The organism is Acetoanaerobium sticklandii (assembly GCF_000196455.1).
In the GTDB taxonomy this organism is placed as follows: domain Bacteria; phylum Bacillota; class Clostridia; order Peptostreptococcales; family Filifactoraceae; genus Acetoanaerobium; species Acetoanaerobium sticklandii.
In genome coordinates, this window is record NC_014614.1 from 2,631,530 (window position 1) to 2,655,396 (window position 23,867).

Below are 23,867 nucleotides of genomic sequence, written 5' to 3' on the forward strand. Positions count from 1 at the left end.
CCTTCTCGACCGACGGTCTATTGATGATTAAAAAAAACAAATGCTTTTCCATCTGCTATAGCTGTCCAAACATTTGTATTAATATTTCAAGCTCACCTTTTTTCGTTCCCAAAAGTCTTTCCATATTGCTTAAAAAAGCTTGGATTTTCTTTGGAAACTCGTCACTAGTCCATTCAAATACATCACTGTCATCAAACATCATATGGCCTAGGAGCAAAATAGATTCTATACACTCTGTAGGATATTCTATGCTAAAAATCCCCTGATCTATCCCTTCTAGCATAAGAGGTTCTAAAATAGGAGTCATTTTCTTAATCATCTCTCTTAGATATATCCTATGAAGCTTTACATTCTCAACCTTATGAAGCTCTTCTTTGATTTCTTCTGAGCCTTCAAAATCTGGTTTTTGTGCCATCATAGCCATCATTATGCGATTTAGTAAAGGTATCGACTGTTCATTTAAAATTCTTCTTGCTTTTGTGGCACCTTCTTCAACTATATCTATAATGATAGCTTCAAGCACCTCTTCTTTTGAAGAAAAATAATAGTAAAAAGTACCTTTAGCTATATCTACAACCTTTAAAATATCATTGACTGAGGTTTTGTCATATCCTTTTTTTATAAATAATTCCCTTGCTGTCATTAGAATTTCTTGTCTTCTAAGCTCAGCATCTTTAACAGTTTTCATAATTTTTCTCCTTATCGACCATCGGTCTATAGAATTAATATTACTCTTTTTACAAAAAACTGTCAACAAAAAAGACTATCTGATTTAACAGATGTCTTTATTTGTTGTGACACAATATCCCAGTAAGATAAAGTGACCTATATATAATTGAAAATTCTATATTTCTAAATCAAACTAAACTCTAGCTGACAATCACATGGTTCTTTTTCGACTAAATCTTCATTATATTCTTTCGCTTCGATGCATCCCAGTGCTTTATAAAATGCCTGAGTCTCCTCAGATGAATGTGCAGATATATATAGCTTCTTAGCTCCACGTTCTTTAGCCTTCTCACAAATTATAGAAAATAGTTTTTTCCCTACTCCCTTTCCTCTCTGATTAGAAGATATATGAATACTGGAAAGCTGAAGATACTGACCCCCGCTTCCCCAAAAATCATTTTCTAAAGAAGCAAATCCTGCAAGCATATCCCCATCAAAAGCTCCAAATACCGCTCCCCCTTGCTTTACAGTGTTTTGCAGGCATTTAACTAAAAATTCATATTCGTCAATGCTCCATTGCTCCACGAAAGCAATGTCTTTTAAAACCCATTTCCCATCTTCTTTACGCCAACACTTTTTAACATCTTGATATCTATCAAAACCTGAAAACAGCTGGATATCTATGTCAGAAATTTTTAGTTCTCTATAATCTATATTTGTCAAAACCTACTACCTCCGTTTTACAAACCTATTTTTAAAGCTGCTTTTTTCCATTTTCTAATTTTTGTTCTGAAACTCTTAAAAGGCGCAACTGTATTGACGTGAATCCACTTCCAAATTGGCCATTTTGATGGTGTGGATGAAGCCCACTTTCTTACATCTTGATTAAATAGTTCTTCATTTGAAAAGCCTTTAATCCAATCCACAATCTCATTAACAGAGCATATAAATAACTCCTTTAATTCATTCAAAGAATATGATTTATATGTATCATAAAAGCTCTCGTATAGTCCTCCGAGTTTATTCCATTTATATTCTGGAGATGGAGTAACCACTTCGATTCCTTCTTTTTCATCTTTATCCCAGCTCATGATTAAATTCATCCAGCCTAGTTGATAAGCAATCATCTGCATGGGAGTTTTATCTATACCTTCTATCATTTTGTGTTTATCATCATCAGATATACCATCAAATTCATCTATGAAAAGCTTGGCTCTCTTTAGTATTTCTGCGATTAATTGTTCTTTATTATCATACTGCTGCATAAATTCTCTCTCCCGAAATTTATTCTAATTTACTTGTTTATGATAAGCCAATAATAAATCCACCATTCTTCCATAGCTCTTTACTCCATCTACTTGTCTATTGCTTTTTAAATAAGTGTCATTTACTTTTTCAGCTACTTCTGAGGTTGTCCCCTCATACTTTTCCCAGAACCTAGAGTAATCTTCTAAATCTTTTCTGAGATTTTCTGAGTATAAAACCTGTACTTGTTTAGCCATTTCATAATCTTCTTTAGAAAGAGCATTCATGGTGTGAATCAGTGCTAGCACTGTAGATGAATACTGAAAATCGTAATCCGGATGATGTATCCCTACAAAATATGCTGTAAAATTCGCCTCATCTTCTGGAGCTATCCCTCTTTGGTGAGCCATCTCATGAAGAGTAGTAGCTGGCAGTAGTAGCATTGGTATCTGAGTATTCACATTTGCTTCAGCCGTAAAAGGAAAATACATACCAGTTATATTTGTGTATAGCATAGGGCGTGAAAGTGCTATTGATTTTGGCTTACCATAGCCTCCTGAAAGGGCTTTAATATCTGTTCCTACAACTTCAAACCCATCATTTGCCCTTGAAAATATATCTAAATATTCACGTGAAACATTTACATTTTTAGCTTCACTTTTCTTTGCCAAATTACTAAGCTCATTAGCTTTCTCTGTTAAATCTAAGCTCAAATAATACAAATCCGTCTTAGAGTACATTGATACTTCTAAATTCATCATCTCAGCTATAGAAATTCTGCTATAATTAAAACCCCATAAAAACATAAATAAAATATATACTGATGAAACATATATCAAAAGCTTTCCTAAAAAATTAAAGAAATCTCCTTTAAATAATTTCCAAATTAATAGAAAAGCTATAATCGGCAAAGCTATAAGATGAGAGACATATATTATTTCCCCTAGCGAAAAAGGCAAAAGTCCTGTTAGGCTACTTATGCCTTGAATTGTCCATTTATTTATTCCAAGTGAATAATATTTCTCTAATAAATCTGACCTAGCTTCAAGTATAGTTCCTAAAAAGAAAGTCAGTATCGCAAAGAAAATAAAATAAAGCGAGATAGGTATTTTAAAATTCCTTTTGTACTTTTTATAATTACATTTAAGTGGTTTTATCACTTAACGACCTCCATAGATAAAAGGTAGCATAAGCCTCCCACCCTTTCCAAGCTTTAGCATATTCATACATTTCCTCAGCTGTAGGCTTTCTATCTAATCCTAAATTGCTTTTAAATGCATTTTGAAGACCTACATCTCCTACAGGATATGAAGAATTGTCATGGAAACATTTCATAAGTACATAATCTGCTGACCATGCGCCTACCCCTCTCAATACCATTAGTGATTGCTTTATTTTCTCAAAGTCATGCTGATTGAGTAAGGCTTCTTTTGAAATTTCATTGGTTGTCATAGCTTTTGCTATTCCAATAATATATTCTGCTTTTCGAGTTGTAAACTGATGGTTTCTTAACTCCTCGACTTCAATTTGAGCTATTTTATCATATGATGGGAAAACCCAGTAAGTTTCATTTTCAAAAATTATACTTTCTCCAAAAGCCTTTACAAAACGCTTTTTAAGAGTATAGGCAAAGTTTAGATTAATTTGCTGGCCTATAATTGCCCACACTAGAGATTCAAACAAATCAGGCATTCCAACAATTCGAAGCCCATAATATCTTTTAACCAGTGGGCTTAATAGTTTGTCCTCACTAGCTATATTATAAAACTCTTCTAAATTCTGGTCTAAATCAAACCATTCCCAGATATACTTCGCAATCGCTTCTCTTCCTTCATATGAAGGCTTCCCTGATAGAAATTCAACCTTTATAACCGTATGCTCAGCCTCTATCTTACATAAAATCATTTCCTCATCTATTTTTAAAAGTTTAATCAAATATCCATCTTTGATTTTGTGCAACATTTCTTGAACATTCCTAGCCAAAAAATCTAGACACTGCTTAAAATCAAATTCCTTTGGTGGATATAATTCTATATAAGAATCGTGATTTTTCCAGTTCATTTAACTCTCCTTTAAAAAATCTATGCTGCATTTAAAACAATTGGATTACTTCCATATTGATTTTCTCCATCTGTCCCTTTTTTAAACAATAATATAAAACATAAATAAACATTATAGATTGGTATTATCCCTAATAATATGTGCCAGCCTGGGCGATCAAGATCATGAAAACGTTTAGCAGTAAGTGATAGATTAGCTATCAACAAAATAATACTTATAACTTCCATAATATACAAAAGTACTAAATTGTCATAAAATTCAAGCATAGATAACCCCAAATTTATAGACCCTAATAATAAACTATACATAAAATACGGCCCTCTATTAATCCTTCCCTTAAAATTAAAAAACTTCACTATCTCTTCCATGTAAATACCCCCTGATTATTATATTTTTTAACGCTAAAATAATAATACCTTATTCTATTATCAAATAATTAACAATTTACTAACAATTTATTATATGATGTTCTCTATCTCTATACACACAAATACTTTTTTGAAGCTATATATTTGAAGTAAATAGTTTATTATGTTAGAATGAAACGAAAATGACACATTAATTGAGGAGCATCATATGGAAAATTTCGGCACTGTATTAGCCGTAATCGGCACAGTAGGATTTATCGTAGCAATTTGGATGTTATTTGGGTACCTTTACTTTAAAAAAGGAAATCCTAAAAAAGGCTTTTTAGTTTTATTTTTATCATTGCTTCTTGTAGCTGGTGGCGTTTTCATAGGTGTTCAAGGAGCAAGGAAAAACGCTGATGCAGGAGTAGCTTTATCTGATGAAGTCATCAAAATTATTGAAACAAAAAGTGTGGAAGAAGCTACACCGGAACAGCAATCACAAGTAGGTATGAGTGTATACTTGAAAATCAGTCAAGAGGATTGGGAAAAATATGAAGATGAAATATTATCATATTATATCTCATGGCAAAAAAGCTTAAATCCTCAAGCTAATGTTGAAACTCTAAAAACTGAGTTTAAAAACTTCAGAGAGAAATCTCTTTCAAATTAATTATCTTTCTAAACTTAATTGAATAGAAGGCTTATAGCGAGAAATCAGTGAGTTTTATTGATTTTTCGCTATAAGCTTTACTCTTATTTGTATAAAGGAGATTTTGACTAATGAGAATTTCTAAATTAATTAATTTAACCTCAAAAATACTCTTAGTTTTAATTCTAGTCTTTATACCATACTTTATATTTATAAAAAATACCCTTATTAATCCCGATACAGTAGACATTCAAGTTATTTCTGGATTGATACTCATGTTCATATTTTCAAAGATTCTCAAACATATTATTCAATCTAAATCATAATTTAGAAGATGAGTATTTTTTTATAAATAGGAATTTTGAGTCTTAATCCAGTCAGATAACGTATCTTTAGACTGATACAAAAATTCATACACTATAAATTCAGGTGAAATAATATCTATGATGTCCTTTAATAGTTCATCCTCAAAAGGTCTATGCATATCAAGCTTACCTACTGTAGTCAAATTATGAATGTATCTGTCTTCTAAGGAGCTCGATAGTAGTGGAGATTTATAGTCAAAGCCTTCCCTCATTTTTTCTACGCTATTTCCTAAACTGCATGCCGATACATGCATTCCATAAATATATTTTCTTAGCTCTCCCATTTGTTTAAGCGCTGTATTAATAGATGATTTAAGCTCATCCAAGGAAAAAACATCGCCCTGTGATAAAGCAAAGTGAGATAAATCAAATAAAAATCCTTTGTTTTTATAGTTTACCTTTTCATAAATTTGTCTCATCAAATCTGGTTTATCAAACCTAATCCCAGGTCCCCACATATTCTCAAAAAGAAGTAATATGTCGCTGCCTTTCGTAAAAGCCTGATTAATTAAATCAACAGCACAGCTTACAATCTCTTCATCAGTATGCCTATAATCCCCTGTGTAAATATCATGAATATCCATATCTGCTATATGCATCACCATATACCTTACATTAAGTGATTTAGCAATTTCGAACTCTTTTTTGTACCAATCCACAAGAGCTTTTGAACTCGATCCATTATATAACTCATGTATATTTTCTTTTGAAATAAGATTATGGAGCAAGGCTTCATGATTTCCCTTCCAAAAATCCATCCAGTATGACCAGGTTCTAAGATGAAGTCCATGAACTATCTCTTTGCTTACTTTTATATCTTCTTCATAAAGCATAAGCTCTACTGCATCTATATTATGCTGCTTTAAGAAATCCTCTATGCTTTCTTTTCCTTCGTTAAATTTATCTATAGTCTGAGTAAAGTTTGCAAGGTTAATTAGCTTTTTCATATACTATCCTCATTATCAAAAATTTTCAACTTAATATCCCTTAATTATATCAATAAATCCTTCACCATAATTTTCATACTTCTTCTCACCTACGCCCTTTATTTCTAAAAAGGACTCTTTATTCACTGGCAGATAGGCCGCCATTTCTTTTAACGCTATATCGTGAAAAATAACATATGGAGGTAGCCCTTTTTCTTGGGCTATCTTATATCTATATTGCTTTAGCTTTTCAAATAGCTCTATATCAAAATCTATATTTCCACCTTTTACAGATTTACTAGCTTTCTCTTTTTCATCTTTCTTTTGCAATAAATGTTTTTTATGATGAAGCTTAGTTTTTCCGCTCAGTACATCTGCAGATTTGCTGGTTAATTTTAACACTGGGTATTTATCATGAGTCATATGAATATATCCACTTGATACCAGTGTCATGATTATCTCACTGATAGCACTATCACTGTACTCTTTCATTATTCCATAGGTGGATACATTATCTAGTCTAGCTTCTAATACCTTTTTATTTTTTGACCCTCTAAGCACCTGTATCACCATGTTGGCTCCATATCTTTGGTTCACCCTGTATATGCAAGAAAGTATTTTCTGAGCTTCTAGAGTAATATCTATCATTTCCGAGCTATCTATACAGTTACTGCAGTTTTTGCACTTACCATTTGCAGAATCCTCATCAAAATAATTTAGTATTTGATTTCTAAGACATTCATTTGTATTGCAGTAATTAACTAGGTACTGCAAATTTTTGTACAGCATCTCTTGCCTTTTAGGGTCTATATCATCGTTTTGAATCATGAGCTTTTGCTTTACTATATCTGAAGCAGAATACAGTAAAATACAATCGCTTTTTTCTCCGTCACGTCCTGCTCTTCCTGCCTCTTGGTAATAGGCTTCCATATTTTTAGGCATGTTGTAGTGGATTACAAATCTAACATCTGGCTTATCTATTCCCATACCAAAAGCATTGGTTGCAACTATAAGTCTTTTATTTCCAAGTATAAACTCGTCTTGATTATTTTGACGTTCCTCTGAGTTCATTCCTCCATGATACCCCACTGCCGAAAACCCCTTATCATTTAAAATCTTAACCAGTGACTCAACTGACTTTCTCGTGGCGCAGTAAACTATCCCAGACTCAGTTTTAAAATTTTCATTTAGATACTCAATTAAAAATTTAGATTTATTGCTGACTTTTAGCACCTGATAATAGAGATTTGGTCTATCAAAACCAGTAGTGACCTCTATAGGATTTCTCAGCCCTATAAGACGCTTAATTTCCTTAATGATTTCTTTGGTTGCAGTCGCCGTAAATGCTGCTACTGCTGGTCTTTGCTTTAAAGAATTAATAAACCTAGGAATTTCAAGATAGCTCGGCCTAAAATCATGCCCCCACTGACTGATACAGTGAGCCTCATCAACTGCCACAAGAGATATCCTTATATCTTTAACTAGATTTATAAAAGAATCAGTATTTAATCTTTCAGGCGCAACATAAACTATCTTGTAGCTATTAGCTCGTATACCTTCTAATATCTGCAAAAACTCGCCGTTATCAAGAGTGCTATTTATAAATGCCGCATTTATCCCTAGTTCATTTAATGAATCCACTTGATCCTTCATAAGAGATATAAGCGGAGATATAACTATAGTAATTCCATCAAGTGCTATAGCAGGAAGCTGATAGCAGATAGATTTTCCTCCACCAGTGGGCATAATCCCTAGAGCATCTCTTCCTTCGATTATACTTTCTATCAATTTGTCTTGACCATTTCTAAACTCGTCATAGCCAAAATAGGTTTTTAAAATATTTTGTAAGTCCATATCCTTACCTCACTTTTTAGCTCTACTAAACTTTATGCTACTTATAATTGTACATTAATACTCTCTATTTTCCCTAGTGATATTTATTTTAAGTTTTATAACTGCTATAATAAACTACTAGAAAATGAGTAAGGAGTGAAAATTATGCCAGCATTAATACTTAAATCAATCGATGAAAATAAAGCCTGTGCTTTTAGCAAAATCCTAATAGACGACCTTGAAAAGCTTCTAGAGTGCCCTAGAGATTACTTTAGCATAGAGCTATCTCAATCTAAATTCATCTTAGATGGAGAATTTGTAGATGGACATCCTACAGTAGAGGTTTATTGGTTTGATAGAGGGCAAGCTGCCCAAGATACGGCTGCAAAACTAATAACACAGCATGTAAATTCTGCTGGATATAGCAGTGTAGACGTTATTTTTTATCATCTTGATAAAGAAAAATACTATGAAAGTGGTGAGCATTATTAAATAAGTTCAAAACTTCTTCATACAAAAAGCCTATATAAGTGTTAATCTTATATAGGCTTTTAAATTTTTAATTAAACTATTTAAACTTATTGCTCCTAACTTTCCTATATCTTTGTTTACTGCTCCTAGGCTTATCTGGTATAGTCATCTCAATATAACCTAATTCTAACGCAGGTAATAGATAATTATCTCTAAATGTAGGTCTATGCTTTAACTCAAGTGATTCCATAAGTTCTTTTGTAGAATACTCTTTATCCCCTATAATTTCTAATAGCTTTTCAACTTGTTCGGTAACTTGTTCCCCAACTTGTTCGGTGTCTACAATTTCACATAAAGCATCATATATAGCTTGTAATAAAAATTCAATAAATCTTCCTGAGTCAGCACTATGGTCACATTCTCCAAGTACTTTGTAATACTCATCTTGCCTTTCCTTTATTAATGTTTCTATTGGTAACCAACCAAATAGCGACTTCCATTTATACAACAATAACGTCTGCCACATTCGTCCCATTCGACCATTACCATCTGCAAATGGATGAATAAATTCAAATTCATAATGAAATACACAACTCTTTACTAAAGGATGCACCTCAGCTTTTTTTGCCCAATCTACTAACTCTTTTATAAGATTTGGTACTTGATTTGCAGGTGGAGCCATATGAACCAATTGTTCTCCAGCAAATATACCTACCCCACCACTTCGAAATGTTCCTGCTTCTTTTGTTAATTCATTCATCAAAATTTTATGAGCTAATAACATATCTTTAACTGAATATGGATTCATTTCCAGTAACTGCTTATATGCCTCATAAGCATTCTTTACTTCGCATATTTCATCTGGAGCTCCTAGAATTCGCTTCCCATTTATGATGTCTGTAACCTGATCCAAAGATAAGGAATTATTTTCAATGGCCAATGAAGCATGAATCGTACGTATACGATTGTCCCTTCTAAGTCTTGGATTGTTATTCATACTATCACTTATGTTAATTTGAGTTATAATTTCTGTAATTGCAGAAACTAAATTTACAGTCTTATCCGTTAGTGTATATGGCGGAACATAAGCTTTATCTCTCATTTTTACCTCACTTTGTGCTCTAATTTTCACTCATATGACTTATTAGAAATTCCTAAAATTCCAGCCACATCACGCTCACAGTATCATGTCTTTCTATCTCTTTAAACCCCAGCTCTTTGTACATATTTACAGTACCTCTATATAACTTTTCTGGTTCATCACTAGCCTCTACTGGAAGCGCTAAAACTGCCTCAAATCCTTGTGATTTAAAGTCATCTACAGCTTGCTTAAGTAAAAGTCTCGCAACCCCTTGATTCCTATACTCTTGATGAATCACAAAACAAATAACACAGCCTATTTTCTTGCCTTTTATCATATTTTCTATATACTGATGAAGCCTTATGTACTCACTTGCGTTGTTTGCATTACACCATCCAATACATTTCTCTCCATCAAAAGCTAGGTAGCCTTTCATCTTGCCAGCCTTTATTTGCTCTATTGCTTCAAGACGATTTTGTGCTCCAGTTCTTTTACTCCATTGCTCAGCAGAGAAGTCTGTATGGTAAAATCTACAAAAGCAACTAGACCAATGAGGCTCTCCAAAATCAAGATTTTCAAGATATTCAGTGAATGTTGTTGCTAGCTCTGGACTTAGTGGTTTAATAGTATACATAAGCTTCTCTCCTTTTATCCAAAAGAACATTATAATTATTATGAACACTTTTTTCCTATATTTGAACATTATTCATTTAGATAATTATATTATAACCACAGAAAATATAAATACTCTCTTTATCAAAATGAAGATGCCTGATTCCTAAATCACTTATAGAAGAGTTAAGAGTACCAATGTATCTTATTGTTTTACCATATTTGAAAAAATCAAAAAGAACCGTCCCTCTTGGCTATTGGCTAGAAATTCTGTTCAACATATTAACAACTATCACACCATTTTAAATATCTTGTTTAGATACAAAAGAGGATTGCAATGCAACCCTCAAATTACTAAACCGCTATAGATTTATATTCAATTGAATAATCGCTTAAACCATATGACGAAACTAATGATTTTAATAATTCTTCAATTTCGTCTTTTAATAATATTAAGCCAATATATTTACCAGATTCATTAAAAATCTTACGACTTTTATCTGGAACATCAATACTATTTCTTAGTTCTGAAGACATTGAAGCCAAATCGTTTAAATAACTGTAAACATTCTTTAAAAGACGGATATACTTATCACCTGTAACATATTTAGATGTTTCCATATGATAAGCAATTGCAACAATGTCGTAGCTACTAAGTTTGATGTCATTATCAGAATCAGCTTTTAAGGTTTTCAAAAGTCTTACGACTCTTTTAAAATTTCCAGCTGTATTTATATCTTTAACATCTAATAGATAGTTATGATAAAAAGGAGTGTTTAGTATTCTTTCTTTTTTATATTTGTCTAAGACATAAATACCTCTGTAATGCATTTGTTTAGTTCTATCATATTCAACTGTATCATACCAGTTTGATGGAACTACATCGACTTTTCTTCTTAAAGAACCACCTGATAAGCCTATAGCTTTAGCACCGCTACAGTCAACGTCTGCTTGTGGAAAAGCAGATATCAAATGCTTTTCACTTGTATACCTCAACTCCAACAAGTCATTAATTGGATTACCTTTATAAGGATTTGCTGGTACTAATGGATGCTGCAAAGTAACAAATTTATCAATGATAACTAATACATCAATGTCACTATGGGCTTTGATATGAGTATTATTAGAAACTGAACCCTGATACTCATATTCAAAGTTAAGTGATGCAGTTTTAATTTTATCAAGTTGATTCTTAACTCTTTCAGCTTCTTTATAAGTGTTTTTGGTGTATATTTCATCCACTGAAGCCATTGCTTCAATAAAATAGTTTTGAACATCATTTGTCTCAGAAGCCATTTTAATAAATTGGTTATAGCTATCTAAAGAAAACCCTTTATATCCATAGCATTCTTGAAGAATCTGTATATCATTTTTTCTACTTCTAAGTTCTGATAGTCTACTCGAATAATTTTTACTCATTAATCCTCCTTAGTTCCATACTACCAAAATTTTCACGGTTCTTGCCATCATTATAGTAATTACCAGTTGCATTTATTAGATTCTCTTCAAAACTGAATTCACATGTTCCGTTATGTTTATGAAGTTCATCAACATTATTATTAGGTGTATTCTCATATGAATATATCAACTTATATCCCTTCATAGGATGATACACTACAGAACCATTTACACTAATTGACTCAGAAGATGAATTTTTCGACTTCATTGATATAAGTATTTTATCCCAATCTTGTTTAATCGATAAAATACCTTCCCATTCAAAATTTTCATTAGTTGTATTTTTAAATGACATACCAACAATTGAATATTTTCCATTGAAGTCTGGATATTTAAATATTATTCTGAACAGTTCCCACTTCCAAACATATTTTGAAAATATAAAATATAAAGCACCTGCAACAGCTACAGTAGAAACTGTAACTGAAACAGGCCTGCCCATCATCTTCTCAAATAAATCAATCGATAGATTCAACCATGTAGAAAGCATAACTGCGAAAATTGTTATAAAAATTATCACCTTTACTTTCGGGTGACCTTTCACTTCGTAATTATGCATTGGTTACCTCTTCTTATTAGACTGGCTTAAAATACTGCCAGCTAATGTCTTCGTGGTATCGTTATACTTATCACTTTTAAGAACCTTAGAAGCTAAATCTTCCATCTTACTTCCTGTTTGGTTCTTTGTATTAGCTTGAGATAATGCTGAACCAGCTAATGTCTTTTGAATATTTGAAGAATCTTTGTCCTTTAAAACGCTTGATGCTAAAGAACTTACTGTGTTACTTGTTTTCTTGTTATTGTTCATAATTTTATTCTCCTTTGAATAATCAGTAGTTGATGGTTTAGCCACGTATATTCATGGCTTTAGCCAGGTTTGTTGATAGACAACTTAAAGATTATTCAAAATTCAGACAAATCCACTCATAAAAAAACTTCCCCCTTGTTTTAAATTTAGGCAGAAGTCAAAGAATATCACAAATAACTAGCCACAACCGAACAAACGTTTCAGGTTGCGTATAATTAACGTTTCTGTTAGAATGAAGTTGCGAGAAATCAAGCTAACAGGCTTGTGGAAGTCCTAACTGCTACCAACAGTTAAGGGCTTTTTTCTTTTTCTTCTTATATTAAGTCATCAGACTTACCTACTATTAAGATACATGAACCCGAACACTTTGTCAACATATTGTGTATCTAATATTACAAAACACAACATATAGTGTTTTTCGATGGTTTTTATTACTAAAACACTATTTAGATTTTCGATAAATCAATTGAATCAAACAATGTTTCTGGGTCAATGTCTTTTACATCATAACCTTGCTTAATTTTGTCCTTTATAGCTTTTCTTACCAATTCATCAAACTTTTCTTTCATTACTTTCTCAGTTAAATCTTCTTCTTGTTCATTTTGCTTAATTAGTATCTCATTAACTCTTTTTTCGAACAAATCAAACAATCCAGAATCATCAACCAACCTATCTTCAGTATCCTTTTTCATCAAATCATAAAAGTTACCATAAAAAGCTTTATCTTCTTCAACAATATCGTTAATATCCTTTTTCCCATTAAGATAAAGGAAATAATCCGAAAATCGTCTATACGTTGGAACCTCTTTGTAACTACGCACAAGCATATTGATAAATGCATATATATCTTTGCAATAGTCTTCTGATTCAATATCCTTTGTTATCAAGCCTATTAAATCGCTTAATAAATCTGTTCTTTCAACACTTAAATCTTTAACACCTAAAATTTTATCTCGTTGTATTAGGTGATGATAACGGTCTAATACATCTTGAAATTCTTCTTTGGTTTCAATTTCATCATCAAACAGACTTTCAAAGATGATTTGATATTTTTCAGAAGGTAAATTTTCACCTTTTTCGTATAGTGCAATATAATTGTCTAGAGTTGGCCTTGAGATATCTAATTCTTTTGCGAATTCCAAAAGTTTGATACCTAGTTCTTTAAGACGTAATTTTATTTCCATGTTTCTATTCCTCCACTTTAAGTATAGCACTTGCGTTTGATTTTGTAAATCGTTTTACATCAAAACGTAAATAACACATTAAAATACATCTGTAATATTTACAAAAAATCTTTACCAATCCCTTTGCTATTTCATATATTTAATCTTTATATAATTATAAATTAACTAAAATTAAACTCACAGCAACAGTCTGTGAGTTAGATAAAGTAATTAAAAGTTTAGGATTATTATTTAAAACAACCGTACCAACGTTAAAACATACGAGTCAAACATACGAATTTATTTCTAAAAGCCTCTATTTTCAATGCTTTCAAAATTCGTATGTTTTTACTTATGATACGGTTCACCGTACTAGTTTTGAATGAGGTTTTTCTAGACTTGTTTCATCTTCGCATCCAGTCTCACTCGATAGTTCAAAGGCTCTAAATTCTCCTCAGTAAGTGTAGCTTTATCTAAAACATGTATCTTAGGCGATTGTGTCTTTACACTGTATACAAGATAAATGAAATGATTTTCACTACCTAATGTTTTCCTCAACTCATTATCAGTAATATAGAAGTGAATGTCGCGCGGTGGTGCAGTTGTTGATTTCACTTCTATATGAATTTCAGTTCCATCTAGGTCATATGACAAGATGTCATATCCCAGGCTATCATCTTTCAATGAAACATGATCTACTTTAGTAGCTAAATCTGTCCTTCCAATCCTTTTTAGTTTTTTAACCTCATTACTATATACAATCCGCTCCCCAAGGAGTCCAACTTTCTGATTTTTCTTGCCTATTTCAACAAAATCTTGCTTTCCAGCATTCGTTTTTACCTTTGCCTTCTTCTTGCCAAGATACTCAAAATCGATAAACTCGACATTAAGCTTGCGAGACCTATTTTCTTGGTCAATGTTATTTCGTGGATTATAGACAGTATATAAGAACTTGCTAAACTGATCATTACTCCAGTCAGCCATTATAAGATTAGTGTCTTTAAAGTCCAGTAACAATCTCTGTTTATCAATCATACGAATTGGTTTCGAAATATCATACTTAATAGGCAATACTTCAAGAAAATAGTCCAAGTGTTTATCTGAGAAAATTGTCAGATAATCTTTCGGGAAATAAGTAGCTAATATTTTGCCTTTGAACATTGGTGAAATCTTGTTTTCATCAATCAAATCATAATTCCTAGCTTGCCCAGCTTTGATTAATCGATGAATTTCATCCTTAATTCTATCGAAAGCTTTATTTGGATCAAGTTCTCCATCCCACTTCTTAATGGTTCTATACTTCTTCTGATTATCATACTTGGTGAACCCATAATAAACTCCAAACTTTTTATCGGCAGTTGTACCACCTTTAATTTTTCCGAGTTCCATCAGCCTTGTTTCCAACCAGTAGCAAAAAGATTCTTCTCCAGTTTCATTCTTCTTCCCTACAACATAATCATCAATACTCATATGTCGAAAATTCTTAATTGGGAACTTCTCAACAAATTCTCTTCTCAATAACTCAAGTTTGTCTAAACGCTCCTCATAATGCAAGTGTATATCTGTCTCAATATATAGTCCTAAAATCTGTTCAAATACATCCATGGCAATTCCACTCCGTTCATGTTATTCATCATAAATATTCATTGCTAACAACCCATAACCTCTTTGACTAAGTTTCTGATTAGTATCAAAGATAAGATACTTCCCATAAGTCGATCTTGTATTTGTTCGGTAATTATAGATAAATCCCGCAATGTAATGGATCTTCTTATCAAAAAGTTCTCTAAACGCTTCCTCAGACACAGATATTTCACTGTTCCTTTTTAACTTCGCATAATAGTCATTTAGAAAACTGACTCGATCATTCATAAACATCTTTTGTAAAAACTCAGATGATGTCAAAATCTGATTTGTCAAATCTCTGACCCCTGCTCCATCGAATTTTGTTTTATTGTGCATTAAGTAGAGGTTTTCTTCATCCCAAAAAATCAGATCAGCAATCTCAATATTACTCATATTTGTTGTGTGAGCATAAATCAAACACTCATTAGTATCTTCGATGAACAGTCTATTGTATGGATCTTCACTCATCTTCTTATCCAAATTCAAATTAAACTTGACCTTCAATGACTCTACTTGAGGCTCTATCATTTTATTCAACTCTTTAAACTGCTTACCTAGGTTTTCTACATACTTATCATTGAATATGTACCAAGTACCGTTGAACAAGTAATAGGTTTTACCAGCATAATCGATAAGACCTTGAATAACTTTGATTAAAGGAATCGGAAAGAGTGATTCGTTATTTGCCTCATCATATGTACTAATAGTTGCCTTCTTTAAAACATCCCTTACTTTAGTCAAGTTGAATTTGAGATTTTTTTCTACTGCGTCAAAAACCTCCTTCACCGTAATCGGTTCAGTACTCTCAAGAAGAATGCTCCCATCACTTAACTCAACTATGAATTTTGAAGAATTGAAATAGTACTTTTCATATTCATCCCCAACAATTGCAATAGAATCGAAATCCTTATTCATTAAATGATTCCTGATCAATTCCTCTGTCAGGTCGCTTTCCTTAATCCCAATTTTTCTGACTGGTATAAAATAGCTAAGAACGAAATTATCCTTTCTTACTTCAATTTTATTGATTTTCTGAACAACTCTTTTGAGTTCCTTGATTCCTAAAGTTCTGTTTATTACAATAGAATCTTTGTTCCCCAGAGTTATCTTTTTATCGACACTTTCAGTTTCTCCGAAATTTATCCCTAACTCTTTCGCCAACTGACTATCAATTTCAATGTTCATTTCTTTATAAATACTGCCCATGTTCTCTTCTGTAAGAAAACTTGTAACATCTCTATTTGAAAACTGAATTGATGCCCTATTCCCAGTTATACTGTTTTCAAGAATCCTCTTAACTACTGGATTCGACTTCTTAACTAACTTGGGCACCAAGTAAAGACCAAAGTATAGTTCAATGAAATTCTTTATGTAAGTACTACCGTAGCCTCCTGTAAAAGCATAAATTGATCCTTCGTAGGTGTAAAACATTAAATATGACACGCTAATATTCTCAATAGTGAAGTCAGAAATACCCTTTTTTTCAGGTTCTTTTTCAGATGAGATCATGCGTTCAATAAGCGGTTTCCAATCCGGTTCATTTCTTGTCTTGAAGTAAATACCGTTGAAATCATCAAACGAAAATTCTTCAAGTTCGATGGGTTCACGTGATCGAATGCTGGCAAGTACAGATGTATACATTCTAAAGTACAAGTAATTAATATCGTTGATTTTTCGGCTATTCTTCTTGACTAAATCAAATCGCTCAATAATTTTTTGATTATCGATTTTGTAAATACTGAACTTGCCACTCAAAATTGCTTTTTCTTTCATCATAAACCTCCAATCACACTTGTAAAATCTCTCGCTCAGTTTCAACGTCCTATTATTTCCATTATATCAATTAAAATCAACATTAATCTATCACTTTAGGTAATGTTTTTCAATTATTTGAAAGAACATTTAGCGAAGGCATATTAATACGATACCTTCACCAAAGTACATTAATTCTATTAAATCACAGCCCTAAACTCATAAAAAGAAGGCGAGGTCTCCATAGTGGAAATCTCGCCTTCTTCTTCGTTCATTTCATCCATCATTCCTTGGATGATAGGATTGTATTCGATGTGAATATTTTCGATTTTCTTGTCCTTGACCGTAATTTTGTCAACAATAAGCTTGAGTAATCTTTGTCGCTCAATCGCATCTGCACTAACCAAAAGTTCAGCTAGGTTCGCAAATATATTTTGAACCTGCTCGACTGGAACATCGCAGTGATTAAACAACACCAGTTCTTGTTTAACTTCGTCCAACTCTCCAATCATTGACTCAATTTCAGAGTCAACTGCTTCTATTCTTCCCATGATATCCTGTTTGCTTAATATTCCGTCTTCATACAACAAGATATCCTTTTTCTTTCGTTCAGCAGCCTTTGAAATTTCTCGCTCAATTCGGTCTCGTTTCTTGAACATTGGAGCGATTCCAGCTTTACGATCATGGTTCAGCTTCTTGACAATCTTCTTAATCAGTCCATCGTTATTCAAGAACTGGCTAACTTGCTCAAACACATAAGCCTCTGCATATTCTGCCCTCACTGAATTAGCGTGACACACTGCTGACCCTTTATTATGAAACTGTCCACAACTGTAATAGCGTATTCGTTTGCTTGTTCCATCTTTCAACTTATTTGTTGTGCCTGCCGCAACCATGCCATAACCGCACTCTGGACATCTAAGAATACCTGTTAGTGGATATTTACCCGTATTCTTTGTGCTATTCTTTGTTTTTTTACTCTGAATGTATCTTGCTTGGTTCCATGTGATTTCATCAATTATGGCTTCATGTACACCATCGACAAGAAGCACATCGTCGTTCTTTCCTTTTCGTCGTTTATTGGCGTAATCAACATACTGGTTGTATCTTATTTTCCCAATGTAAGTCGGGTTTTCCAGTATGCCTTTTACTGCTGTGATCGAAAAGTTGTTTCCTTTAACTGTTTTATGCCCTTTCTTGTTAAGATCATTGGCAATGGCTTTGTACCCTTTCCCCGATATGTAGAGTTTGAAAATCAAACTAACTATCTCAGCTTCTCTTTCATCAATAACAAGTTTGCTTTCACGACCTTCACCGACAGAACGATAACCTAACATACGTCCGCCATTTTTCAGTCCCAATTTTGTTCTTCGCTCCATCCCCATTTTCACGTTCTCAATGATTGTATATCTCTCGAATTCAGCCATGATGCCTAAGAATTGAAGCATCATTTTGCCCATCATGCTTGATGTGTCAATACCCTCAGATATACTGATCAACGCCACTTCATGGTCATTGAGTATCTTTAACAAGTTAAGCAAGTCTCTATTGTTTCTAGCAATACGACTGACCTTCCATGTTATTATTTTGTCTAATTTTCCATCTTTAACATCTCTGATCATGCGCTGGAGAGCTGGTCTAGCCTCCATTGACTTACCGCTAATACCGCTGTCAATATACTTTTCGACAATCTCCATATTGAAAAGGTCAGCATACTTTTCAGTATGCTCATCTTGACCTTCTAAAGAAAATCCATGTTCAGCTTGTTCATGGGTCGATACCCGTATATAAACACCTGCACGATATTGTTTTAAGAAATTTTCAAGCAATCCGTCTGTCTTAATCCCCATAGTCATCGACCTCCTCAGCCATATATTCATCTTTAATCTGACGATCCACCAAATCTACAAGCAGATCAAACAGAATGTCACATTCTTTGTTTTTATCCTCAAATAGTTCCACCATTGTAAACCTCCATTGGCAATTAGGTACTTAAATATAATATCTATTTTAAAACTTACATGTTCCATTTAGCTGTGGGGATTTGCTCCTTACTACATGCAAATCCCCACTCATATCCATGGCTTATTGAATCTTGATAACGGCAACCTTTAACTCGTCAAAACTCTTGTGTTCAACTTGGCTAAAAGTCTTGGATACACTGCCATCTGAATAATCAAGGTTAAACGCTTCGACTAACTCCCCAACAAGTTTTGCAGAGTAAATGATTTTCTTGCGACCCTGTTTTTTTAAGGAATAGTAGATTTCGTTGCTAGGTAGTTCTTGCCCAACTAAAATTGTGTCTGACCCGATGGCTATTTGAAGCTTATCCTCCACGCCTAATTCTTCACAAAAGTCCACTGGAAAAGTTATTCTTTTCCCATTGTCAGAGTAAATAACCGACATCACCCCTGATTCCGAACTTTCTTTCGACTTATGTTCGCTCTTTGTTGCACGGTATCCAGACAGAAAGTCGTCGAGGGACTTTCCTGCGTCGGTTTCTACCGTATCTATCGGAGGATTCTCAAAAGCCTCTTTTTCCTGCTTTCTGTCCTCGTGAGTGCTGATTGTTTGTGCTTTCTTCTTTTTCAATTCGTTTACTTTTTCCTTATTAACTGGCATGTTTAGTCTCCTTTTCATCATCTTCCTCATCAAATAACATTGATGTTCTGTTTAGTTTGTTTTCATCATTAATCTTTTTCTTACTTTTCTTTTTCTCAGGCTCAAATACGTTGTCAAAATTAATAATCACGCATCGTACACCTTTAGTTTTAGGTATGATGGTACGCTTCTTTGTAAGCTTGTTCTCATCAGTTTCTATAATTCCAAGCTCTCTCCATCGTCTAAGAATGATTTCTGAATTTGTGAAACCGCCATCGCTAAGCATTTTTCTGAATACATCTGATATAATGGCAACTTCAACAAATTCATGCGCATCATACTTCTTGTCATCTTCATCACGTTTTTTTCCTTCTCTACGATCGACCCCTGCTCGTGTAAGAATTCTACCGATGACCTCGCTATGTGGAATTACTTTCTGATCCTCATAGCTTCTGGCTGTCGTAAAACCCTTCAAGTCTGCTTTGTAGATAAACTTATTAATGTTCTTGCTAATCTCAGACTTCATATACTCGTAAGCCTTTAACGGAAGGTTGCGATCATCATGTTGCTTACTGTCTGCCTCAATCAATATCTTAAGTACCTCTTCTTTATTCAAAGTTAAGTTCAGATACTTGTTGGCAAGGATAACCGTCATGTAGATAACCGCAAACTTGTTAGCAATACGATCGGTAAACTGATCTTTGACAGGCATCATATCTAGAACTGAAGCTTTTGACTTTTCAAAGGCAAATAGTAGTTCGTCGTCATCAATACGCTGTAGTGCCTTTACAAACTCAACACCAATATGCCCATAGTTTTTCTGCGCAAATATTTTAATCTGCTCTGCATGTTCAGCCGAATCTGTGAACGTCACATCTGCAATCTCAGTATTTCTGACTCGAATACCCTGATTAGCATTTGAGCTGGATAGGAGCGAGTTCTCCCCTGTGCTAATGACAACACCACTCCACTCTTCAGCATTCTTATTGACGCCATCTTGGTTCTGTCTGGCTTTGTCTTTTCCCTCTGCTATGGTGTAAATAATATTGGAGTAATCCTTATTTGCCCTTACCGATGCTTCGTCCATGCCGATTGGGATTCCATGCACACCTGCAAGAAATCCGATTAACGCATTGTATGTGGCAATCCAAGACTTTTGGAGTCCGTTATTGGACTTGCCAGGATATCCAAATGTTGATAATGCAAGCATCAGTGCCGTTGACTTACCCGTTGTTGAGAAGCCATAGATATGGACAAATATAACTTCAAGTCCAATTATTTTTCTAAGACGTGACGCTATTGGCGCAGATAAACCCAACACTAATGACAATTCAAGTGGATATCTGCCGATTACCAGATCGTTGATTCCCTGCAAATACTCATCAAGTGTTCCTTTGGGTTCAATGTTATGAATGCCTCTGTATTCAGACGGTTGATCATAGCCAATCGCATCATGATGCAAAAATACTCTCTGTCCGTCAATGTCATACCATCCAACTGAATCATGTATGTTAATATGCTCAGCCTGCTCTTCTAACATCAATAGCACTTCATGAACCATAGGTGCGTTTGCGTCTGTAATGTCTATCCCTTTACTGGGAAGAATTCTTAACAATCCATGTTTAGTAAAATCACTGCGGTTCATTACAAGTGATTTTACCTTTCCATTTCGGATGTATAGAATTTCTAATTTCTCATCGTCAGTCAATATGTTGCTTTCAACATGATCAATGTTCATCTCACGCACCAAGTAAAATGGGTTACCCTCTTTATCAAGAGTGTATATTCCACCATTAATGAAATCCACATCAATGCTACGATGCAATGGGGCTTGGGTTTGTTCAGCAACTTCTTGTTCTTCCATTTAGTTCACCTCTTCTTTCTTATATGACAGAGGATTCTCCGTGGGAATCCCCCATCAGATTTCCCACTTTGGGGAACTCTACTTTTCTTGGTTTTGCTTTGCTCTGGAACATTCCCCCTTCTTCCCACTTTGGAAAAAGTCATCTTTTAGAGAGACTTTCACACAGATTGCTTGTTTTCTCTCCTTTGGACAACTTTCATTCCAAGAGGGGAAAAGGGGATTTTCTACAGTGTGTTCAAACAGCTTGGTTTCAACTTCCCACAAAAGGGGATGCCAACACAATCTGATGGAGAACAGGGGAACTAAGCAGCTTCTTCATAATTACTATTTAAGTCCGCCAGTAAGTTAACCTGTTCAGAAGCATTATGGAGTTTAAGAATACGTTCCGCCATAAAAATTTCAGCATCTTTCTCTTCATCCTTATTCACACGAGTCACTTTTAGAACTAAAGTGAGGTTTTCTAATGGAATTTCATGGTCAAGCAATTTTGACTCTATAAAATTCTCCGTTATAAACGCTTCCTGTTCCAAGTCTCTTAGAGAGCATATATAAGGACTATCCGTGCTACATTCAAACACGTACGTATTTTTGATTCTCTTCACCGCATTGATTTCAAAACCCAAACATTCTAATATCTTGGTCTTTATTACATTAGTTGAGAATGTAATGATACTGTCATCACTCTCTAGGATAATATCGAAATCCATCATTAACGAAACATGACTGTCACCATCGTACTTTTCTTTCCATAATTCAATAACTGTTTTCATTTTTCTTCCTCCTCATACGCTAACTCGTAGCATCATCTTCAATATCATTAGCCTTTCCAAAGCCTCCGCTTTGATCCATCTTTACGTTTATATATGTTTAATTGCGTCATTAGACTTTGGATGATCTCTTGAATGGAACATTTAATCACATCTCCTTTCATATCTTTATAGTCTGCTGATAAAGCACTCCTTCGACGGCATCGATGCTTCGCTTAACTAGGAGTCTCATCAACTATTTGTTTGATTAAGTTTTCAAGGTGCGTTGTTTCTATAACCAGTATCGCAAATAGATGAGATTCTGAAAATTGAACGTCTTCTCAAAAAACTTTACATTGACAAATCGTTATCCTTGTATTCCTGAATTCCCATTTCTCAATTCGTCCTGTTCTTCGACAACCCTATTATTCCACTTTTGGGGACTTGCCTGTTAGTAAGGATATTTGCAAAAAAAATAAATGGACACCTAAGGCATCCATTTGGTATAATACGCTATTTTTTATCTTTGCTTTTTTCCTTCTTGAAGTAATGATCCAGCTTTGAATAGTAAACATCAAGAGCAAGACTAATCTCATTCAGTATCCTGTCGTATTCATCATGAGTTAATTCCTGACTGTGAATCAAATCTCCAATGTTCCTGATCTTGTCTGTTATAACCGATGTTTTCGACCATGCGTCTTTTCGGCTAATCATATCAATTGATCCAATCATCATTTTCTTTAGTTCTTTATCATTTACTTTGTCAATCCATGCCATCATGCGATCATAGAAGTCTCTCGCTTCTTCAAGTTCTACTGTAACGCCTTTGACTTTCTTAATACCTCCTGTTTGACGTCTTATAAATTTAGGGAGATACGGATACCCCATTTCATCAATCAATCCCATGATGAATGGTTTTTCCTCAATATCGAAAAGTATCTCATTCTTGTCTTTCAGTTCTTCTGCGTCGTCAACAACAATCGGTCTGATCTTCTGAAAGCGTTTATACAACGCATTATGCTCATAGTGCAAAATATCTTCCAGCTCTATTAGAATCTGATTCAGATTGATTGTTTCTTTTTGTTTTTCTTCCATTCAGTTCAACTCCATTTCGTTATAATATCCAGTCAAACCAATTATAGCGAATATGTACAGTCATTTCACCGTTTATTTCCTTTTTCTTGGTGACGGTGACGGTCGATCCCCTTCCTTGATCACAACGTTCAAAATTGCCACTGCTATTTTCATACCTATAACTGCAATACGGTTCATTATTCAACATCCTCCCATTAAAAAAAGCGGTCGATTGACCACTTTAAATAAATTATCATTTATACAGCTTTCATCATTCTTATTCAATACACCTACAGATAAACAATTCCTTCTCCATAGCAAACCTTGCATGTTCGCCCTTTCCAACCCCATCTCAATGTGATTAACGAGCATATTAAACTTGGTATTATCGTTCCAAAGAACAGTCCAATCCAAGGACTTGCTTAATTTCTTTCAACACTTCCCCACAATCACTACAGAATTTACTGCGTTTCTTATTTTGTCTTCCACACTTTGGACAGTTCATTGTCTATT

The 23,867-nt window shown here is 33.9% G+C and carries 25 protein-coding genes; 2 read left to right on the top strand and 23 right to left on the bottom strand.

The genetic code is table 11. From position 1 onward, the window contains the following. Positions 1 to 55: 55 nt before the first annotated feature. From CLOST_RS12645 to CLOST_RS12670, 6 genes are all read right to left on the bottom strand, one after another. Entirely contained in the window at positions 56 to 688 is a 633-nt protein-coding gene (locus CLOST_RS12645) for a TetR/AcrR family transcriptional regulator (protein ID WP_013362704.1), read from the bottom strand. Positions 689 to 852: 164 nt separating this feature from the next. Further along, positions 853 to 1,392 carry a GNAT family N-acetyltransferase gene (locus CLOST_RS12650; protein WP_013362705.1) on the bottom strand — a complete coding sequence of 180 codons (540 nt, stop codon included), beginning with the start codon at positions 1,390 to 1,392 and terminating at the stop codon, positions 853 to 855. Positions 1,393 to 1,409: 17 nt separating this feature from the next. Further along, positions 1,410 to 1,934: a ClbS/DfsB family four-helix bundle protein gene (locus CLOST_RS12655; protein ID WP_013362706.1), complete on the bottom strand. Its 525-nt coding sequence runs from the start codon at positions 1,932 to 1,934 to the stop codon at positions 1,410 to 1,412. 24 nt (positions 1,935 to 1,958) lie between these two features. Next, entirely contained in the window at positions 1,959 to 3,074 is a 1,116-nt protein-coding gene (locus CLOST_RS12660; protein ID WP_013362707.1) for a DUF3810 domain-containing protein, read from the bottom strand. After that, positions 3,058 to 3,975, bottom strand: a complete 918-nt coding sequence (locus tag CLOST_RS12665) for a DNA-3-methyladenine glycosylase family protein (protein ID WP_013362708.1) — start codon at positions 3,973 to 3,975, stop codon at positions 3,058 to 3,060. Before CLOST_RS12665 ends, CLOST_RS12660 begins: the two co-directional genes overlap by 17 nt. A gap of 20 nt (positions 3,976 to 3,995) precedes the next feature. Continuing rightward, entirely contained in the window at positions 3,996 to 4,343 is a 348-nt protein-coding gene (locus CLOST_RS12670; protein WP_013362709.1) for a DUF805 domain-containing protein, read from the bottom strand. Positions 4,344 to 4,551: 208 nt separating this feature from the next. Between CLOST_RS12670 and CLOST_RS12675 the strand changes: the two genes are divergently transcribed. Next, complete coding sequence (locus CLOST_RS12675) at positions 4,552 to 4,995, top strand: hypothetical protein (RefSeq protein ID WP_013362710.1); 444 nt, start codon at positions 4,552 to 4,554, stop codon at positions 4,993 to 4,995. Between the two features lie 325 nt (positions 4,996 to 5,320). Here the strand turns inward: CLOST_RS12675 and CLOST_RS12685 are convergent, their stop codons facing one another. After that, complete coding sequence (locus tag CLOST_RS12685; protein ID WP_013362712.1) at positions 5,321 to 6,286, bottom strand: TIM barrel protein; 966 nt, start codon at positions 6,284 to 6,286, stop codon at positions 5,321 to 5,323. A 30-nt stretch (positions 6,287 to 6,316) separates the two neighbouring features. Then, complete coding sequence (recQ, locus tag CLOST_RS12690; RefSeq protein ID WP_013362713.1) at positions 6,317 to 8,119, bottom strand: DNA helicase RecQ; 1,803 nt, start codon at positions 8,117 to 8,119, stop codon at positions 6,317 to 6,319. 144 nt (positions 8,120 to 8,263) lie between these two features. On the opposite strand from recQ, the gene CLOST_RS12695 reads away from it, so the two are divergent. Continuing rightward, the gene (locus CLOST_RS12695) at positions 8,264 to 8,590 is read left to right on the top strand and encodes a DUF1904 family protein (protein WP_013362714.1); all 327 of its coding nucleotides are present in this window, start codon (positions 8,264 to 8,266) and stop codon (positions 8,588 to 8,590) included. A gap of 76 nt (positions 8,591 to 8,666) precedes the next feature. On the opposite strand, the gene CLOST_RS12700 is transcribed toward CLOST_RS12695, so the two are convergent. The 15 genes from CLOST_RS12700 to CLOST_RS14355 form a co-directional block, all read right to left on the bottom strand. Further along, entirely contained in the window at positions 8,667 to 9,671 is a 1,005-nt protein-coding gene (locus CLOST_RS12700; RefSeq protein WP_041487230.1) for a Fic family protein, read from the bottom strand. Between the two features lie 52 nt (positions 9,672 to 9,723). After that, positions 9,724 to 10,284, bottom strand: a complete 561-nt coding sequence (locus tag CLOST_RS12705) for a GNAT family N-acetyltransferase (RefSeq protein WP_013362716.1) — start codon at positions 10,282 to 10,284, stop codon at positions 9,724 to 9,726. A 332-nt stretch (positions 10,285 to 10,616) separates the two neighbouring features. Further along, positions 10,617 to 11,681, bottom strand: coding sequence for a nucleotidyltransferase-like protein (locus tag CLOST_RS12710; RefSeq protein ID WP_013362717.1), 1,065 nt, complete (start codon positions 11,679 to 11,681; stop codon positions 10,617 to 10,619). Continuing rightward, positions 11,674 to 12,279: a Cap15 family cyclic dinucleotide receptor domain-containing protein gene (locus CLOST_RS12715; RefSeq protein WP_013362718.1), complete on the bottom strand. Its 606-nt coding sequence runs from the start codon at positions 12,277 to 12,279 to the stop codon at positions 11,674 to 11,676. The genes CLOST_RS12710 and CLOST_RS12715 overlap by 8 nt, the downstream gene beginning before the upstream one ends. Positions 12,280 to 12,282: 3 nt before the next feature. Next, complete coding sequence (locus tag CLOST_RS12720) at positions 12,283 to 12,528, bottom strand: hypothetical protein (protein WP_013362719.1); 246 nt, start codon at positions 12,526 to 12,528, stop codon at positions 12,283 to 12,285. Between the two features lie 446 nt (positions 12,529 to 12,974). Then, positions 12,975 to 13,712 (bottom strand): helix-turn-helix domain-containing protein, encoded by a 738-nt coding sequence (locus CLOST_RS12725; RefSeq protein WP_013362720.1) that lies wholly within the window; start codon positions 13,710 to 13,712, stop codon positions 12,975 to 12,977. A gap of 372 nt (positions 13,713 to 14,084) precedes the next feature. Further along, positions 14,085 to 15,296 (bottom strand): protein NO VEIN domain-containing protein, encoded by a 1,212-nt coding sequence (locus CLOST_RS13690; RefSeq protein ID WP_013362721.1) that lies wholly within the window; start codon positions 15,294 to 15,296, stop codon positions 14,085 to 14,087. A 21-nt stretch (positions 15,297 to 15,317) separates the two neighbouring features. Continuing rightward, a complete protein-coding gene (locus CLOST_RS12735; RefSeq protein ID WP_013362722.1) occupies positions 15,318 to 17,090 on the bottom strand; it encodes a DUF6119 family protein in 1,773 nt (590 codons plus the stop codon). A gap of 179 nt (positions 17,091 to 17,269) precedes the next feature. Next, complete coding sequence (locus CLOST_RS12740; RefSeq protein ID WP_013362723.1) at positions 17,270 to 18,919, bottom strand: recombinase family protein; 1,650 nt, start codon at positions 18,917 to 18,919, stop codon at positions 17,270 to 17,272. Next, positions 18,909 to 19,034: a hypothetical protein gene (locus tag CLOST_RS14175; RefSeq protein WP_013362724.1), complete on the bottom strand. Its 126-nt coding sequence runs from the start codon at positions 19,032 to 19,034 to the stop codon at positions 18,909 to 18,911. Before CLOST_RS14175 ends, CLOST_RS12740 begins: the two co-directional genes overlap by 11 nt. Before the next feature lie 120 nt (positions 19,035 to 19,154). Further along, positions 19,155 to 19,691, bottom strand: a complete 537-nt coding sequence (locus CLOST_RS12745) for a hypothetical protein (protein ID WP_013362725.1) — start codon at positions 19,689 to 19,691, stop codon at positions 19,155 to 19,157. Beyond that, complete coding sequence (locus tag CLOST_RS12750) at positions 19,681 to 21,534, bottom strand: DUF927 domain-containing protein (RefSeq protein ID WP_013362726.1); 1,854 nt, start codon at positions 21,532 to 21,534, stop codon at positions 19,681 to 19,683. The genes CLOST_RS12745 and CLOST_RS12750 overlap by 11 nt, the downstream gene beginning before the upstream one ends. A gap of 302 nt (positions 21,535 to 21,836) precedes the next feature. Next, the gene (locus tag CLOST_RS12755) at positions 21,837 to 22,304 is read right to left on the bottom strand and encodes a hypothetical protein (RefSeq protein ID WP_013362727.1); all 468 of its coding nucleotides are present in this window, start codon (positions 22,302 to 22,304) and stop codon (positions 21,837 to 21,839) included. 489 nt (positions 22,305 to 22,793) lie between these two features. After that, a complete protein-coding gene (locus CLOST_RS12760) occupies positions 22,794 to 23,375 on the bottom strand; it encodes a hypothetical protein (RefSeq protein WP_013362728.1) in 582 nt (193 codons plus the stop codon). A gap of 364 nt (positions 23,376 to 23,739) precedes the next feature. Beyond that, on the bottom strand, positions 23,740 to 23,859 hold the full coding sequence (locus CLOST_RS14355; RefSeq protein WP_081455133.1) for a double zinc ribbon domain-containing protein: 120 nt from the start codon (positions 23,857 to 23,859) through the stop codon (positions 23,740 to 23,742). Between the last annotated feature and the right edge of the window lie 8 nt (positions 23,860 to 23,867).

Coding starts and splice junctions, on each gene's coding strand:
- CLOST_RS12645 (WP_013362704.1), bottom strand. CDS start 688: ATGAAAACTGTTAAAGATGCTGAGCTTAGAAGACAAGAAATTCTAATG.
- CLOST_RS12655 (WP_013362706.1), bottom strand. CDS start 1,934: ATGCAGCAGTATGATAATAAAGAACAATTAATCGCAGAAATACTAAAG.
- CLOST_RS12665 (WP_013362708.1), bottom strand. CDS start 3,975: ATGAACTGGAAAAATCACGATTCTTATATAGAATTATATCCACCAAAG.
- CLOST_RS12670 (WP_013362709.1), bottom strand. CDS start 4,343: ATGGAAGAGATAGTGAAGTTTTTTAATTTTAAGGGAAGGATTAATAGA.
- CLOST_RS12675 (WP_013362710.1), top strand. CDS start 4,552: ATGGAAAATTTCGGCACTGTATTAGCCGTAATCGGCACAGTAGGATTT.
- CLOST_RS12685 (WP_013362712.1), bottom strand. CDS start 6,286: ATGAAAAAGCTAATTAACCTTGCAAACTTTACTCAGACTATAGATAAA.
- recQ (WP_013362713.1), bottom strand. CDS start 8,119: ATGGACTTACAAAATATTTTAAAAACCTATTTTGGCTATGACGAGTTT.
- CLOST_RS12695 (WP_013362714.1), top strand. CDS start 8,264: ATGCCAGCATTAATACTTAAATCAATCGATGAAAATAAAGCCTGTGCT.
- CLOST_RS12700 (WP_041487230.1), bottom strand. CDS start 9,671: ATGAGAGATAAAGCTTATGTTCCGCCATATACACTAACGGATAAGACT.
- CLOST_RS12705 (WP_013362716.1), bottom strand. CDS start 10,284: ATGTATACTATTAAACCACTAAGTCCAGAGCTAGCAACAACATTCACT.
- CLOST_RS12710 (WP_013362717.1), bottom strand. CDS start 11,681: ATGAGTAAAAATTATTCGAGTAGACTATCAGAACTTAGAAGTAGAAAA.
- CLOST_RS12715 (WP_013362718.1), bottom strand. CDS start 12,279: ATGCATAATTACGAAGTGAAAGGTCACCCGAAAGTAAAGGTGATAATT.
- CLOST_RS12720 (WP_013362719.1), bottom strand. CDS start 12,528: ATGAACAATAACAAGAAAACAAGTAACACAGTAAGTTCTTTAGCATCA.
- CLOST_RS12725 (WP_013362720.1), bottom strand. CDS start 13,712: ATGGAAATAAAATTACGTCTTAAAGAACTAGGTATCAAACTTTTGGAA.
- CLOST_RS13690 (WP_013362721.1), bottom strand. CDS start 15,296: ATGGATGTATTTGAACAGATTTTAGGACTATATATTGAGACAGATATA.
- CLOST_RS12735 (WP_013362722.1), bottom strand. CDS start 17,090: ATGAAAGAAAAAGCAATTTTGAGTGGCAAGTTCAGTATTTACAAAATC.
- CLOST_RS12740 (WP_013362723.1), bottom strand. CDS start 18,919: ATGGGGATTAAGACAGACGGATTGCTTGAAAATTTCTTAAAACAATAT.
- CLOST_RS14175 (WP_013362724.1), bottom strand. CDS start 19,034: ATGGTGGAACTATTTGAGGATAAAAACAAAGAATGTGACATTCTGTTT.
- CLOST_RS12745 (WP_013362725.1), bottom strand. CDS start 19,691: ATGCCAGTTAATAAGGAAAAAGTAAACGAATTGAAAAAGAAGAAAGCA.
- CLOST_RS12750 (WP_013362726.1), bottom strand. CDS start 21,534: ATGGAAGAACAAGAAGTTGCTGAACAAACCCAAGCCCCATTGCATCGT.
- CLOST_RS12755 (WP_013362727.1), bottom strand. CDS start 22,304: ATGAAAACAGTTATTGAATTATGGAAAGAAAAGTACGATGGTGACAGT.
- CLOST_RS12760 (WP_013362728.1), bottom strand. CDS start 23,375: ATGGAAGAAAAACAAAAAGAAACAATCAATCTGAATCAGATTCTAATA.
- CLOST_RS14355 (WP_081455133.1), bottom strand. CDS start 23,859: ATGAACTGTCCAAAGTGTGGAAGACAAAATAAGAAACGCAGTAAATTC.